At 63.2% G+C, this 12,501-nt stretch carries 19 protein-coding genes; 7 read left to right on the top strand and 12 right to left on the bottom strand.

The genetic code is table 11. From position 1 onward, the window contains the following. Nucleotides 1–327, top strand: a 327-nt coding sequence (locus AC0L24_RS04425) for a TCP-1/cpn60 chaperonin family protein (protein WP_473563464.1), incomplete at its 5' end; no start/stop codon positions are given. An 84-nt stretch (nucleotides 328–411) separates the two neighbouring features. Here the strand turns inward: AC0L24_RS04425 and AC0L24_RS04420 are convergent. Continuing rightward, nucleotides 412–1,020, bottom strand: a complete 609-nt coding sequence (locus tag AC0L24_RS04420) for a TetR/AcrR family transcriptional regulator (protein WP_127411884.1) — start codon at nucleotides 1,018–1,020, stop codon at nucleotides 412–414. Between the two features lie 102 nt (nucleotides 1,021–1,122). On the opposite strand from AC0L24_RS04420, the gene AC0L24_RS04415 reads away from it, so the two are divergent. From AC0L24_RS04415 to AC0L24_RS04405, 3 genes are read left to right on the top strand one after another with little or no spacing between them, the layout of a single operon-like run. Further along, nucleotides 1,123–2,130 carry a zinc-dependent alcohol dehydrogenase family protein gene (locus tag AC0L24_RS04415; RefSeq protein ID WP_473563463.1) on the top strand — a complete coding sequence of 336 codons (1,008 nt, stop codon included), beginning with the start codon at nucleotides 1,123–1,125 and terminating at the stop codon, nucleotides 2,128–2,130. A gap of 33 nt (nucleotides 2,131–2,163) precedes the next feature. Beyond that, nucleotides 2,164–2,592: an OsmC family protein gene (locus AC0L24_RS04410; RefSeq protein WP_473563462.1), complete on the top strand. Its 429-nt coding sequence runs from the start codon at nucleotides 2,164–2,166 to the stop codon at nucleotides 2,590–2,592. Nucleotides 2,593–2,626: 34 nt separating this feature from the next. After that, the gene (locus AC0L24_RS04405) at nucleotides 2,627–3,013 is read left to right on the top strand and encodes a nuclear transport factor 2 family protein (protein WP_473563461.1); all 387 of its coding nucleotides are present in this window, start codon (nucleotides 2,627–2,629) and stop codon (nucleotides 3,011–3,013) included. A 98-nt stretch (nucleotides 3,014–3,111) separates the two neighbouring features. On the opposite strand, the gene AC0L24_RS04400 is transcribed toward AC0L24_RS04405, so the two are convergent. From AC0L24_RS04400 to AC0L24_RS04370, 7 genes are all read right to left on the bottom strand, one after another. Then, complete coding sequence (locus AC0L24_RS04400) at nucleotides 3,112–3,723, bottom strand: LysE family translocator (protein ID WP_127270585.1); 612 nt, start codon at nucleotides 3,721–3,723, stop codon at nucleotides 3,112–3,114. A gap of 215 nt (nucleotides 3,724–3,938) precedes the next feature. Beyond that, entirely contained in the window at nucleotides 3,939–4,274 is a 336-nt protein-coding gene (locus tag AC0L24_RS04395; protein ID WP_473563478.1) for a YkgJ family cysteine cluster protein, read from the bottom strand. A gap of 55 nt (nucleotides 4,275–4,329) precedes the next feature. Beyond that, nucleotides 4,330–4,497 carry a hypothetical protein gene (locus AC0L24_RS04390; RefSeq protein WP_473563460.1) on the bottom strand — a complete coding sequence of 56 codons (168 nt, stop codon included), beginning with the start codon at nucleotides 4,495–4,497 and terminating at the stop codon, nucleotides 4,330–4,332. Nucleotide 4,498: 1 nt separating this feature from the next. Continuing rightward, nucleotides 4,499–4,906, bottom strand: coding sequence for a hypothetical protein (locus tag AC0L24_RS04385; RefSeq protein ID WP_013532398.1), 408 nt, complete (start codon nucleotides 4,904–4,906; stop codon nucleotides 4,499–4,501). After that, nucleotides 4,906–5,133: a hypothetical protein gene (locus AC0L24_RS04380; RefSeq protein WP_013532399.1), complete on the bottom strand. Its 228-nt coding sequence runs from the start codon at nucleotides 5,131–5,133 to the stop codon at nucleotides 4,906–4,908. Before AC0L24_RS04380 ends, AC0L24_RS04385 begins: the two co-directional genes overlap by 1 nt. A gap of 365 nt (nucleotides 5,134–5,498) precedes the next feature. Continuing rightward, nucleotides 5,499–5,708, bottom strand: a complete 210-nt coding sequence (locus tag AC0L24_RS04375) for a cold-shock protein (RefSeq protein ID WP_010915421.1) — start codon at nucleotides 5,706–5,708, stop codon at nucleotides 5,499–5,501. Nucleotides 5,709–6,133: 425 nt separating this feature from the next. Continuing rightward, nucleotides 6,134–6,787 (bottom strand): glutathione S-transferase family protein, encoded by a 654-nt coding sequence (locus AC0L24_RS04370; RefSeq protein ID WP_473563459.1) that lies wholly within the window; start codon nucleotides 6,785–6,787, stop codon nucleotides 6,134–6,136. Between the two features lie 196 nt (nucleotides 6,788–6,983). Here AC0L24_RS04370 and AC0L24_RS04365 point away from each other — a divergent pair, with 196 nt between their 5' ends. Continuing rightward, nucleotides 6,984–7,163 (top strand): CsbD family protein, encoded by a 180-nt coding sequence (locus tag AC0L24_RS04365; RefSeq protein ID WP_473563458.1) that lies wholly within the window; start codon nucleotides 6,984–6,986, stop codon nucleotides 7,161–7,163. Nucleotides 7,164–7,220: 57 nt separating this feature from the next. Here the strand turns inward: AC0L24_RS04365 and AC0L24_RS04360 are convergent, their stop codons facing one another. Then, complete coding sequence (locus tag AC0L24_RS04360; RefSeq protein WP_473563477.1) at nucleotides 7,221–8,351, bottom strand: metallophosphoesterase; 1,131 nt, start codon at nucleotides 8,349–8,351, stop codon at nucleotides 7,221–7,223. 110 nt (nucleotides 8,352–8,461) lie between these two features. Here AC0L24_RS04360 and AC0L24_RS04355 point away from each other — a divergent pair, with 110 nt between their 5' ends. Then, nucleotides 8,462–9,055: a hypothetical protein gene (locus AC0L24_RS04355; protein WP_473563457.1), complete on the top strand. Its 594-nt coding sequence runs from the start codon at nucleotides 8,462–8,464 to the stop codon at nucleotides 9,053–9,055. A 64-nt stretch (nucleotides 9,056–9,119) separates the two neighbouring features. Here the strand turns inward: AC0L24_RS04355 and AC0L24_RS04350 are convergent, their stop codons facing one another. After that, a complete protein-coding gene (locus AC0L24_RS04350) occupies nucleotides 9,120–9,794 on the bottom strand; it encodes a TetR/AcrR family transcriptional regulator (protein WP_473563476.1) in 675 nt (224 codons plus the stop codon). 96 nt (nucleotides 9,795–9,890) lie between these two features. Between AC0L24_RS04350 and AC0L24_RS04345 the strand changes: the two genes are divergently transcribed. Then, nucleotides 9,891–10,670, top strand: coding sequence for an NIPSNAP family protein (locus AC0L24_RS04345; protein ID WP_473563455.1), 780 nt, complete (start codon nucleotides 9,891–9,893; stop codon nucleotides 10,668–10,670). Here the strand turns inward: AC0L24_RS04345 and AC0L24_RS04340 are convergent. After that, nucleotides 10,667–11,479: an alpha/beta fold hydrolase gene (locus AC0L24_RS04340; RefSeq protein ID WP_473563454.1), complete on the bottom strand. Its 813-nt coding sequence runs from the start codon at nucleotides 11,477–11,479 to the stop codon at nucleotides 10,667–10,669. The two genes, AC0L24_RS04345 and AC0L24_RS04340, sit on opposite strands and share 4 nt — an antisense overlap. Nucleotides 11,480–11,487: 8 nt before the next feature. Continuing rightward, entirely contained in the window at nucleotides 11,488–12,426 is a 939-nt protein-coding gene (gene choX / locus AC0L24_RS04335) for a choline ABC transporter substrate-binding protein (protein WP_473563453.1), read from the bottom strand. Between the last annotated feature and the right edge of the window lie 75 nt (nucleotides 12,427–12,501).

Here is a 12,501-nt window from a genome sequence, read left to right as displayed (position 1 = left end):
CGTGCGCTGCAGGCTCCGGCCCGCCAGATCGCGGCCAACGCCGGTGCGGAAGCATCGATCGTTGCCGGCAAGATCCTTGAGAACAAGGGCGCGACCTTCGGCTACAACGCCCAGACCGGTGAATATGGCGACATGATCGCCATGGGTATCGTCGATCCGGTCAAGGTTGTCCGTACGGCTCTTCAGGACGCGGCCTCGGTCGCCGGCCTGCTCGTCACCACCGAAGCCATGATCGCGGAGGCTCCGAAGAAGGAGTCGGCTGGCGGCGGCGGTATGCCCGGCGGCATGGGCGGCGGTATGGGCGGCATGGGCGGCATGGATTTCTAATCCACGCTTCAATCTGTCTTCAGAACACGGAAAGGGCGGCAGAGATGCCGCCCTTTTTTGCGCAGCAGTCGCTGTGGCCGTCTCTCAGACGGCGGCATCCGCGCGTTGCTTTACCTCGCCGGCAAGCACCGCGGCTTCGATCAGCGCCGCGACCTCGTCGGCCACGGCCTGTACCGGGGCGCGGTCGCTTGTGGCGCGGGCGATCACCATCAGCCCTTCCAGCGACGATTCGACCAGCAGCGCCAATGCATGCGCGCGGCGCTCGGGCACCCCTGCCCTGACGAAGGCGTCCCGCAGCAGGCCTATCCACTGTTCGAAGGCGGAGCGGCACAACTCCGCCAGTTCCGGCACGTCGGTGGGCGAGTCCAGCACGACAGGCGCGATCGGACAGCCGAGCGAAAACTGGTTGTCTTCCAGCATGCGCCCCACCGACTGGTAGATATGATGGACGGCCACCGCCGGATCCTTTTCGGCAGCCAGCGCTTCGCCCAGCCTCTCCGTCACGTCGGCAACGCTGGCGCGCGTCACCTCGATGACCAACTGGTCCTTGCCGCCGGGAAAATGAAAATAGAGCGAGCCCCGCGGCGCGCCGCTGGCGCTCAATATGTCGTTGAGCGAGGTGCCGTGATAGCCGCGCTGCCTGAGCAGCAGCCCAGTCGTCTCGAGTATGCGGGTGCGGGTGTCGTTGGCCATGTCAACCTCTGTTAGGAGGAACCATTATAGGCCTTGCGCAGAATATGACAATCGGTCTACATAATATGTAGATCAGTCTATATATTTCTCAAGGAGAACGACATGCGCAGCTACCGCCTCGAAGGATCCGGGACCGAATCCCTGGTGATGCGCGACGCGGCGCAGCCGGAGCCGAAACCGCATGAGATCGCGGTGCGCGTCCGCGCCACTTCGCTCAACCGGCGCGATACGATGATCCTCAACGGCACCTATCCGCTGCCGCCGCACCAAGGCGTCGTTCCGCTGAGCGACGGGGCCGGGGAAGTGGTCGCCATCGGCGATGCCGTCACCCGCTTTGCCATCGGCGACCGCGTGACCGGCAGCTATTTCGCGCGGTGGATCGACGGCCGCATCCATGCCGGACTCATCGACCAGCTCGGCTGCACGCTGGACGGCATGCTGACCGAATACGCGGTTCTCGAGGAACAATGGGCGGTGCGGCTGCCCGATCATCTCGACTGGCAAGAGGCGGCGACGCTGACCTGCGCCGGCCTGACCGCCTGGAACGCGGTGATGGGCGCCGGAATTCCGAAGCCCGGCCAATGGGTTCTGGTCGTCGGCTCGGGCGGCGTCTCGCTGTTTGCACTGCAGTTCGCCAAGCTGCTCGGCTGCCGTGTCGCCGCCGTCACCTCGCGCGGCGAGAAAGCCGACAGGCTGCGGGCGCTGGGCGCCGACCTGGTGGTTCCGACATCGGATATGCCGCAATGGGGCGCGGCCGTCCGCGACCAGACCGGGGGCATCGATCTCATCGTCGAGACCGGTGGCCCGGCGACCTTCGCCCAGTCGCTGATCGCCAGCACGCTATACGGGCACATCGTGCTCTTGACGCCGCAGGATGCGAAAGGCGGATCGATCCAGCTGCCGGCGGCACTCTACCAGCGCAGCCTCGCCACCATCAGCCGCCTGTTCGTCGGCAACCGGACCAATCTCGAAGCCATGCTGCGCGCCGTCTCGCAGCATCGCCTGCGGCCCGTCATCGACAAGGTCTTCGCCTTCACCGAGGCCGGCGATGCCTACCGCTATTTCCAGCAGGGCGACGTCTTCGGGAAGGTGATCATCGACGGCGCCTGACCCATCAAGTCCTCAAACCAAGGGAGAACGACAATGACAATTCGTGAAGCCTCGGCCAAATGGCAAGGCACGCTGAAGGAAGGGGCGGGCCGGCTGCGGCTCGGCAGCGGCGTCTTCGAAGGCGCCTATTCCTTCCCGTCGCGCTTCGAGAACGGTCCGGGCACCAACCCGGAAGAGCTGATCGCCGCAGCGCATGCAGGCTGCTTCTCGATGGCGCTGAGCGCCATACTGGGCGGCGCCGGCCATGTTGCCCGCAATATCCACACGATGGCCAAGGTGCATCTCGGCGCAACCGCTGCCGGGCCGACGATCACCCGTATCGAACTCGAAACCGAGGTGGAGGCCGCAGGACTCGCCGCAGATGAATTCGAGCGCCTTGCACAGTCCGCCAAGGCGGGCTGCCTCGTCTCGCGGGCCCTTGCCGGCGTGTCTCAGATCACCCTCAAGGCAACGCTCGTTTAAGCCACCAAAGGCCAATAAAGCCAGGAGAAAGAAGATGACACAGGAGCTTGTCATGGACGCAACCGCGTACGATCTGTCCCAGCACACGGCCGAGATCATGCGGCGCTACAACGACGTATTCCAACGCCATGATCCCTCGGCACTCGCCGAACTGGTGGCTGAGGATTGCGTGATCGAGAACACCGTGCCGGCGCCGGACGGCGCTCGTTTTGCCGGTCAAGCGGCGTGCGTCGGGCTTTGGACGGCGATAGCAACCCAGGCCGGCACGCGCTTCGATGTCGAGGAAACCTTCGTTGCCGGCGACCGGGCAACGATCCGCTGGCGCTATTTCATGGCCGACGGCAATTCGCTGCGCGGCGTCAACCTCATGCGCGTGGCCGACGGGCGGATCGTCGAAGCGATGGGCTATGTGAAGGGCTAGCGCGCCCGAGCAATTCCCCGAAAGCGCATAACGGCTTTTCGCCCGGAATAGCGCAACAAGGGGAGCGGATCAGCGAGACTGAGCCGCTCCCCGCCGCGCTACCGATCCGCCAGCGCCAGCTTTGCGCCGAGCATGACGAAGGCGCCGGCGAAGGTCCGGCGCATCCAGGTCAACACCATTGGCCGCGAGACGACGTGGCTGCGGATCGAGGCGGCGAAGATGCCGTAGCCGACGAAAACCACGAAGGTCAAAAGCATGAAGACGGAACTCAGCTCCAGCATCTTCGACAGCGCGTTGGGCTCCGTGGTGCTGACGAATTGCGGCAGGAAGGCGAAGAAGAAGATCGAGAGTTTCGGATTGAGCACGTTGACGAGGATGCCGGTGGCAATCACCTTGCCGGCCGAACGCGGCGTCACATCCTGGTCGACGCTGAGGCCGCCATTTTCCTTGAGTGTGTTCCAGGCCATGTAGAGCAGGTAGGCGACGCCGAGATATTTCAGCGTCTCGAAGGCGAGCGCACTGGTGTGCAGCAGCGCCGCCAGGCCAGTGATGGCAGCGGCCATGTGCGGGATGATGCCGAGCGTGCAGCCGAAGGCGGCGATGACGCTGGCTCGCGCACCGCGCGAGAGGCCGGCGCTCAGCGTGTAGAGAACGCCGGTGCCGGGTGAAGCCACGACAATCAGGGACGTCAACAGAAATTCGATGCTCATGAGATCCTCCGCTGCCCTGCCCGGCGCCGAAGGTATCGGGACGGACAATGGCGCACAAGCGGCGGTGAGCTTAATCTCCCCCCTCGAGGGGGAGATGTCGCCGAAGGCGACAGAGGGGGTCGCTTCGCATGAAGCGCCAGCGCCTCTTACGACGAGAGGACGCCAGCGCTCTATGTGGGGCGACCCCCTCTGACCGCTTCGCGGCCATCTCCCCCTCAAGGGGGGAGATTAGTGAGCGTCATGCCGAGCGCCTGGCGTGCCATCAGACACTCCTCGTCGCCGGGCATGCAGGCGCGACAGACGTCCGGCCGGACGTCGTAGATGCCGCAAGCGGTCGACTTGCCGATCTCGCCGGACAGCGCCGAGCAGCGCACGCCCTCGCAGCGCATGCCTGACAGGTCAGATGCGACATATTTTTCCGGGATACGGTCGAGCTGTGCGTCATCCTCGGTGGAAAAGCGCGGCCACTCGGCCGAATAGGAACAGCAGGCACCGCAGCTTTGGCAATCGAAGGTGCCGTGTTGCGACGACAAAACGCTCGCGGCGGCCACCAGGGCGGACAGCCCCGGCGCGGCGGGGTTTTGATCTGCGTCTTGCGGCAAGGCGCTATTTCTTCTTAGCCGTCTTGCCCTTCGGCGAATCCGCCGGCGACTTGAACAGATCGGTCGCGGCCACGGTGGCGTCGCCGGCTTTCGGCGCGGCAACCGGCTTGGCCGGTTTTGCCGCAGCACCCGAGGCTGCCGTCTGATCCTTGGAGGAGAATTTTATGGCCATGTCAGTCCTCGTCGGCGAAGCGCGATGATGGGGCGCGCGGATTGCGCAGGCGGCCGATCAGCGCCGAAACGGCCGTGATGTTCATTTCCTCGGGCGACCAGTTTTTCACCGCCTCGATGTGATGGGCCGCCAGCTCGCGATGCGTGCTGCCGCTGTAGGCGGCGTCCTGATAAGTCACCCGCTCATGGGTCTTGGCGTCTTCGCGGACATATTCGATCAGGTAGTTCGGACATTCGGCGCGGCCACGCACGCCGACGCGCACCTGGGCATCACCGTGGGCACGCTTGCAGCGTTCGAGCTTTTCCAGCACACGCCTGACGAATTCGACCGGCTTGTCGAGGCCTTCGACCATATCGGCAATGGTTGCGTCGGCGGCGATCGGTGTTGGCGGTACGCGTTTGGTGGCCATCAGCGTCTTCCGGCCCGCTTCGGCAAAGCGGCTAGCGCCGCGGCGGCGGCCATCTCGTCGGCCTCCTTTTCCAGGCGCAATTCGCGCAGGCGCGCGGTCTTGGCTTCACGTGCCTCGCTGACGGCGTCGCGCTCGGAATTGATGCGGTTGAGCGACATCGACTGGGTTTGCGTCTTGCTGAACAGGGACACGGCCTGATCGACGGTTGTCTTTGAACTGGTGGTCAAATCTTTCTCCTGTCAGGAGCCTGTGCCGATGGAGCGAGACCGGGTCTTCGGTCAGGATCACGCACAAAGCAATACGCGCGGCGAATTCAAATTGCTGGAGCGTCCCTTAGCACGTCCAGGCTGGCGCGCAGCGCACTTTCGGCGGCGAGGCCCGCAAAATGAAAAAGGCCAGGCACCGCCTGACCTTCCGTAAAGGCGCCGCGCAACCAGATGACATCCAAAAAGGATGCACCGGGGATGCACGAAACGCCCTTCTCATGCGCATGACATGCCGTGGAAACTCAAGTCTCCGCGGCCATGCGCCCGAATTCGCCACTCACCGGTGCCAGTACATCCGTGGTCACCGGGAGAGCTGAATTCTTTTTTCAGGCCGCCTTCAACTGGTCGGCGGACATCTTGCCCGACTTGTTGTCGCGGACCATCTCGTAGCCGAGCTTCTGGCCCTCGACGATGTCGCGCATGCCGGCGCGCTCTACGGCCGAGATGTGGACAAAAACGTCGGCCGAGCCGTCGTCAGGCTGAATAAAACCAAAACCTTTGGTGGCGTTGAACCATTTAACTGTGCCGGTGCTCATGACGAACCCTTTCCATGGCAAATATTCGTTCGACGCCATGCGGATGCACAACGTCGTTTGTCCCGATTTTTGATGTGGGAAGTTCGTCAAAGGCGCGCTCGAAAGCGCGGATAACAAAAGTCAGTCAAACAAATATCGACGATTTGCTTATAGGCTTCTTTTGACGCGCTGTCAAATTTGCATAAAGCCACAGCTGCGGAATTCTCCCAAACCACCTGGCCAAAACACCTGGCATGACGGCAGATCGGACGCCAAACAGCGCGCTTGCGCCAACTTGAGAAAAGTTTTCCGGCATCCAGGAACCATCTGCGCAGACGCGCATTTATTCGGTGTCATCGGCAGTTCATGAGAGCAATCGAATAACAGTTGATGGCAAAGACGCCCCCCGCACGATAAAAGGTGCGAGGGGCGTTTTCGTTTGGATCCTATTCGTCCGGACCGGGTTCCGGCCACGTCTCCCTGGCCGCCTCAGCATACCAGTGGCGCATCGCCGGCGTTGCCAGCACGGCGTCGACATAGGCGCGCGTATCCGGCGCCAGCGTGCCGCCATAGGTGTCGAAACGGGTGACGACAGGCGCATACATGGCATCGGCCGCGGTGAAGTGGCCGAACAGGAACGGGCCGCCCTTGCCGTATTTTTCCCGGCACTGGCACCACAGCGCCTCGATGCGGGCGCGTTGCGCCTCGCCCTCGGCGTCGAGCGGCTTGTGGGCCTTGGGCCGACGCAAATTCATCGGCCAGCCATAGCGAACCTCGCGAAAGCCGGAATGCATCTCGGTCGCAGCCGAACGCGCCAGCGCACGGGCGTCGATATCGGCCGGCCAGAGCTTTTTTTCGGGAAACAGGTCGGCGAGATATTCAAGGATGGCAAGGGTTTCCCACACGATCTTGCCATTGTGATTCAGCACCGGCACCTGACCTGTCGGCGACACTCTCGCCAGATTGGCAAAGGTTTCAGGCGTGCGCAGCCGCACGAAACCTTCCTCGAACGGGATCTCCAGATGCCTCATCGCCAGCCATGGCCGCAGCGACCATGAGGAGAAACACTTGTTGCCGATATAGAGCGTAAATTCTGCCATTTTTCTCCCCGCACGCCTGGCCTCGATAATCCCATTGCGAACGCATGTTCACAGCCTAGCCCACCGACCTTGCCCCGGGCGGCGGCCGCGCGACCTGATCTGCCGTCCGGGCGACGCCTGGAACCTAACCGGCGCCGGCTCGTTGGCTACCCGCAAATGAATTCCTCCGAATTCACACCCCAGGAGATGCGTAAAAATGGTGAACAAGGATCAGGTTGCGGGCGTGGCCAAGCAGATCAAAGGCTCGGTCAAGGAAGCCGCGGGCAAGGCGACCGGCAACAGGCAGACCCAGGCCGAAGGCACGGGCGACCGGATCGCCGGCAAGGTGCAGAAGGCCTATGGCGACGTCAAGGACAAGGTCAAGAAGGCGCTCTGATCCGACATCGAGAAACGCGCTTTATCGAGGGAAAGGCGGCCGCGAAGGCCGCCTTTTTCATGTGCTCCAGCCCTTGCTGAAAGCATTGGTGAAGGCAATCTCGCCATGATCGCCGGTCGCCTCGCCCAGCACCACGTCCATGCCGTCGCTGGTCACCCTGGCCAGCGCGAAACCGCCCATATAGGCAGCCTTCGGCTTGAACAGGTCGATCCCGTCCCTGCGATAGATCAGCGGCGTTTCGTGCTGGTGGCCGTGGAAAATGCCGACGACATTGTAGCCCTTCAGCGCCGCCAGCAACGCTTGCCGGTCGGCCTCGCTCCACCAATGCGGCGCACCGGTGCCGTCATCATCGAAGTGGCTCTTGGCGGCATCCCAGCGTTCCACCGAAAAAGTGTCCCAGCCATAATGCTGGAACAGGACGACCGGACGGCCGTCCGCCGCATAGGTCGCCAGGTCCTGCTTCAGCCATGGCAGGCTGCTCTCGGCGCCGTGGCCGGTATCGCCGGCGAAACGATGCGTCTGAATCAGATGCAGGCCGCCCCAGTCCCAGGAGTAGCAGTCGGTGTCGACATCATAGTCGGTGGCCGGCACCGGCGGCTTGAAGAACACGCCGGCGCGATGGTTGACCTCGACATAGTCGCGCAGTTCGCGCCGGTACCAGTCGACATGGTGCGGCGGCCCGTTCTGGTCGAGATCATGGTTGCCGAGCCCGATATAAACCGGCATGTGCACGCGATCCGGACCGACGCCTTGACTGTAGCGCTGGCTGAACTGGAGCAGTTGGGTGCCCTCGCTCGGCTGCGTGATCTGGCCGCCGCCATCGTCGGTGACGTCGCCGCCGACGACGAGGCCGAGCGGCGTGCCTATCCTGCCGGCCGAACGCAGGCCGGTGGCGACGCCATTGATCTCGGCCGGCCAGTCCTTGTCGCCAAGCGCATTCAGCACCGCCACGTTGCGCAGCAGCGCGGCGTCGGTCTTGCCTTCCTGCAGGCAGTTGGGGCTCAAACCGCTCGCCATGCGGCAGGCATGGACATCGGCGATGAACAGGAAGGTGGCGTCGATCGCCTGGACGCGTTGCCCGGTCTGGCCGAAGGCCGGCCGCGGCAAGGCGCCGGCCGCGGCAAATCCCGCAGCCTGTACCAGGAAGTTGCGTCGGGAAAGCGATCCAGTCGAATGGCGATTCATCATACGCTGATTCAGCATGGACAGCGGCCGGTCGTCCAGCGCCTCTGCGCCATCATCGACATGACGCCACGGGTCTGGCATGTCTCGCTTGCGCAAGCGGAGGAGGACGAAAGATGAAAGCCGCACCTATCTGCATGATCCTGGCCGCGATGCTGTGCGCGAGCACCGCGCATGCCGCCGGTTGCGTCGATGCCAAGTCCGCCAGGAAGGGTTTCGTTCTGGCGAGACCCGGCATCCACAGCGAATTTCGGCCCGTGGCCGGCGGGATGATGTCGGTTGCCAACACCTACGAATCGCAATCGCCCCAAACCCAATATTTGTTCGCCGGCCTGATCGAGGTGTTTCGCGACAGCGACACCGGCCGCCAGGCCATGATTCCGTTTTCCGATCTGCGAAAGCTGTTCCCGCTGAAGGCGGGGGCAAAGGCCACGATAGAGTTCGTCGAGTTGTCGCCGAACAAGCCGCCGAAGGGCACCAAGACGCTGAGCCTGATCGTCAAGGGCAAGGAAACATTCCGTCTGGGCGACTGCAAATACAATGTCCTGGCGGTCAAGGAGACCTTCAAGAACGGCGCCGGCGAGACGCTGGATTCATTCACCGCCCTCTATGCGCCCGATCTGCAAGCCGCGCTCGCGCGGCGCTACGATGAAGGCACCAGTTCGGAATCCGTCAACGGCTACGAGACGATCAAACCGCTGGCCGAATAGCTGAACCCGAGCCCGGCGTTCCCCATCTCGCCCGGCATCGCCTGAAGGACGCAGCGACGCAAATTCAAGGGGTTCTCGGCCGTGGCAGTATCCTGTTGCGTCGCCTGGCAACCAAGCCGCCCGGCGACGGCGCGCTGCGCTCCAGCCCCGCCAGGCAATCCCGTAGCACACCGGCATCCTGCGCCGTCTTGGCCATCGACATCGCCCCGGAATAGGCGGCGACCGTCAGCGCGGCGAAGCGTTCGGGGTCCGTGCCCTCGTCCTTGCCCGCCTGCTGGTCGGCACGCAGCTTGTCGGCAATCGCGCGCCGCCACCCGGCAAAAATCCCGGCAAGGGCAGTGCGAAAATCGGGATCGGCAAGCGACAGTTCGTGCGCCAGATTGTTGAGCGGGCAGCCGCGCACGAAACCCTGCTGCTCCAGTTCCGCCGCCACGGCCTCGAACACGGCGCGCACGCCCGCGCGCGCCGATGCCGCCGCCAGCACCGGCGCGATCCATGTCTCTTCGACCGCTGCCGCCACACGCTCGTCGATCACAGCCAGCGCCAGCGCCTTCTTGGTCGGGAAGTGGTGATGCAGCGCGCCGCCGCTGACATCAGCCGCCGCCATCAGGTCGCCGATGCTGGAGGCGTGATAGCCGCGCGCCTGGAACGCGTCCTCGGCGACATCGAGCACTTTCTTGCGCATGCCTTCAGGGTCGTTGATGCGTTTTCCCGGGCGCGGTTTTGGCTGGACGGTCATCTCTGCTGACATTGCCGAACTTTAGCATGTTGACAAAACAGGACAACCGGTCTGTTTCACAAAACAGGACGATCACCCTGTTTTGGAGAATGTCGGATGAACCTGCCCCAGAACGTCGCGACGAAACCCTCAGCGCTCGCTTCGCCTGTCGTCGAGCTTCGGCAATACACGCTGAAGCCTGGTCGGCGCGACACACTCATTGGCATCTTCGACGGCAGGCTGATCGAGGGCCAGGAGGACGCCGGCATGACCATCATCGGCCAGTTCCGGGACCTCGATCGGCCTGACATGTTCGTCTGGATGCGCGGCTTCGACGACATGGATGCGCGGAAAAATGCTCTCGCCGCTTTTTATGGCGGGCCGGTCTGGGCGGCGCACAGCCATGCGGCCAACGCAACGATGATCGATTCCGACGATGTGCTGCTGCTGAAGCCGGCGTGGCCCGCCGCCGGCTTCGACCTCGCGGGCAAGCAGCGGCCAAGCCTGGCCGATGACGAAAAGCCCATTCAAAACAAACCGCTGACCGGCATCGTTGTCATCGAGATTCATCATTTGCAGCCCGGCACGGAGGCAGATTTCGCCACTCGCTTCGAGATTGAGAGCGCGTGCCTGATGACGGCCGACGCACGCCTGCTCGCCGCTTTCGTTACCGAGCATGCCGAAAACAGTTTTCCGCGCCTGCCGGTACGGGCTGATGAAAACGTCTTCATCAGCGTCATGGGTTTTGCCAGCACCGAGGCGCATGCCCGCCACCAGGCTGCGCTTGCCGCTTCTCCGGCATGGCGGGATTTTTGGCAGGCCGCGCAGTTCGGCCTGACCAGACCAACGGAGACCTTGCGGCTGTCGCCCACATCGCAATCATTGGTCGGGCGTTAGACTTCAAATGCCTCGATGATCGCCTTTGCGACAAGGACCGGGTCTTCCCAATGCGGGTTGTGGCCACAGCTCTCGGCCCGAACGAAGACGGCTCCGGCAAGGGCGGATTGCAACGCCTGCTGGTGCGCCTCGCCGAACAGCGGGTCGCTGGCGCCGGCGATGATCAGCGTCCGGGCTTGCACGGCTCGTGCAGCATCGGTCAGGTCGGCGCGGCGGATTTCCTCGAGAATCGCGCGCCAGCGCGGGGTCGGCATCGCCGAGGCCTCTTGCGCCAAGCCGGCGAGAAAGGCTGCGGGCACGTCGGGACGACAGGCATGCCACCAGACATAGAACGGATCGGCCGGCGATATCGGGTCGCGCAGGGCCTCAACGCTCACCACCAGCGGATGACCCGGCGCGAAATCGGGCTTCAACGTGCCGGCCAGGACCACCAGCCCGCTGATCAGTTCGCTGTGTCGCCCAGCCAAGGCGACAGCCACCATGGCGCCCAGCGAATGGCCGACGACGACCGGTCGGTCGAGTTGTAAACTCCGGATCAGCCCGGCGATATCATCGGCAAGATCGGCGATGCCGCAGTTCTTGCCAGCCTGCGAGGCGCCGTGGCCGCGCAGATCCGGCATGATCAGACGGCGGCCGGCCAGATATGGCGCCAGAAGCGAAAAACTGCGGCTGGTGTCGGTGAAGCCGTGCACCAACAGCAGTGCCGGCTCGGCGCCTGATATCTCGACATAAGCGATGTCGAGATCGCCGACAGTGACGAACTGCTTGCGGCCGGCCCAGGCGTCCTGTTCCGGCAAAGCATCAAGCACCGCCGCCCTCACAGGCCGAGCTTTTCCTTGACCGCGGCAAGGCCGGGTTGGCCGTCAAAAGTGGTGACGCCGGCGAGCCAGTCATCGAGACGGCTCTTGTTGGCCGTGATTGCCTTCAGCGCGCCGTCCTCCGGCTTCATGCCGTCATTGATCAGATAGCCCATGCCGACATTTTCGAAATCGATGTCGAAGACGAGATTCCTGAGGAATTGCGCGACGTTCGGGCATTGCTCGAGATAGCCCTTGCGCACCTGCGTCGTCACCGTTGCGGCACCGAAATTCGGGCCGAAGAACTTGTCGCCGCCGGTCAGATATTTGAAGTCGTACATCGTGTTCATCGGATGCGGCGCCCAGCCCTGAAAGACGATGAACTGCTTTTCCTTGATCTCGTAGCCGACCTCGGAAAGCATGCCGGCTTCGCTGGACTCGACCACCTGCCAGCCGTCCAGGCCAAAGGCCGGATCGGCGATGGCGTCCATCATCAACTGGTTTGAACCGGGCTCGATACCGTACATTTTCTTGCCGAACTTGTCGGCGAATTTGTGCAGATCGGAAATGTCCATGACGCCGGCGTCCCAGGCGTAGGTCGGGACGGCGAAGGTGTATTTGGCGCCCACGAGATTGACGCGCACATTCTCGACAGAGCCGTCCTGCTTGTAGGGCTCGTAATAGGTGACCATGGCCGGATCCCAGTAGCCCAGGAACAGGTCGAGGTCCCTGTTCTTCATGCCCTCGTAGATGACGTTGATGCCGAGCACCTGGCTTTGCGGCTGATAGCCGAGCGCCTCCAACAGGACGTTGGCGACCCCTGTGGTGAAGGCAAGGTCGTTCCAGCCGGGTTCGGCCATACGGACCGTCCTGCACTCTTGGCCCTCGGCCGCCTGAGCCGCATGAGAGACCAACATGAGGGCGGTCAAACAGACGCCGTTTGCAAGGATGCGCAACATTTTGGTTCTCCTCATTGTCGTTAAATTGACCAATTGGTCTTTTTATTGTCCCATGGGTCAATTCTTGATCTGAGC

Source organism: Mesorhizobium sp. WSM4809, from assembly GCF_055811655.1.
This window is presented reverse-complemented; position numbering and strand designations above follow the sequence as displayed.

What these genes read in the sequence shown, in the direction of transcription:
- AC0L24_RS04365 (WP_473563458.1), top strand. Translation starts at nt 6,984, where the DNA reads ATGGTGAACAAGGATCAGGTTGCGGGCGTGGCCAAGCAGATCAAAGGC.
- AC0L24_RS04415 (WP_473563463.1), top strand. Translation starts at nt 1,123, where the DNA reads ATGCGCAGCTACCGCCTCGAAGGATCCGGGACCGAATCCCTGGTGATG.
- choX (WP_473563453.1), bottom strand. Translation starts at nt 12,426, where the DNA reads ATGTTGCGCATCCTTGCAAACGGCGTCTGTTTGACCGCCCTCATGTTG.
- AC0L24_RS04355 (WP_473563457.1), top strand. Translation starts at nt 8,462, where the DNA reads ATGAAAGCCGCACCTATCTGCATGATCCTGGCCGCGATGCTGTGCGCG.
- AC0L24_RS04405 (WP_473563461.1), top strand. Translation starts at nt 2,627, where the DNA reads ATGACACAGGAGCTTGTCATGGACGCAACCGCGTACGATCTGTCCCAG.
- AC0L24_RS04410 (WP_473563462.1), top strand. Translation starts at nt 2,164, where the DNA reads ATGACAATTCGTGAAGCCTCGGCCAAATGGCAAGGCACGCTGAAGGAA.
- AC0L24_RS04370 (WP_473563459.1), bottom strand. Translation starts at nt 6,787, where the DNA reads ATGGCAGAATTTACGCTCTATATCGGCAACAAGTGTTTCTCCTCATGG.
- AC0L24_RS04350 (WP_473563476.1), bottom strand. Translation starts at nt 9,794, where the DNA reads ATGACCGTCCAGCCAAAACCGCGCCCGGGAAAACGCATCAACGACCCT.
- AC0L24_RS04420 (WP_127411884.1), bottom strand. Translation starts at nt 1,020, where the DNA reads ATGGCCAACGACACCCGCACCCGCATACTCGAGACGACTGGGCTGCTG.
- AC0L24_RS04360 (WP_473563477.1), bottom strand. Translation starts at nt 8,351, where the DNA reads ATGATGAATCGCCATTCGACTGGATCGCTTTCCCGACGCAACTTCCTG.
- AC0L24_RS04390 (WP_473563460.1), bottom strand. Translation starts at nt 4,497, where the DNA reads ATGGCCATAAAATTCTCCTCCAAGGATCAGACGGCAGCCTCGGGTGCT.
- AC0L24_RS04345 (WP_473563455.1), top strand. Translation starts at nt 9,891, where the DNA reads ATGAACCTGCCCCAGAACGTCGCGACGAAACCCTCAGCGCTCGCTTCG.
- AC0L24_RS04375 (WP_010915421.1), bottom strand. Translation starts at nt 5,708, where the DNA reads ATGAGCACCGGCACAGTTAAATGGTTCAACGCCACCAAAGGTTTTGGT.
- AC0L24_RS04400 (WP_127270585.1), bottom strand. Translation starts at nt 3,723, where the DNA reads ATGAGCATCGAATTTCTGTTGACGTCCCTGATTGTCGTGGCTTCACCC.
- AC0L24_RS04385 (WP_013532398.1), bottom strand. Translation starts at nt 4,906, where the DNA reads ATGGCCACCAAACGCGTACCGCCAACACCGATCGCCGCCGACGCAACC.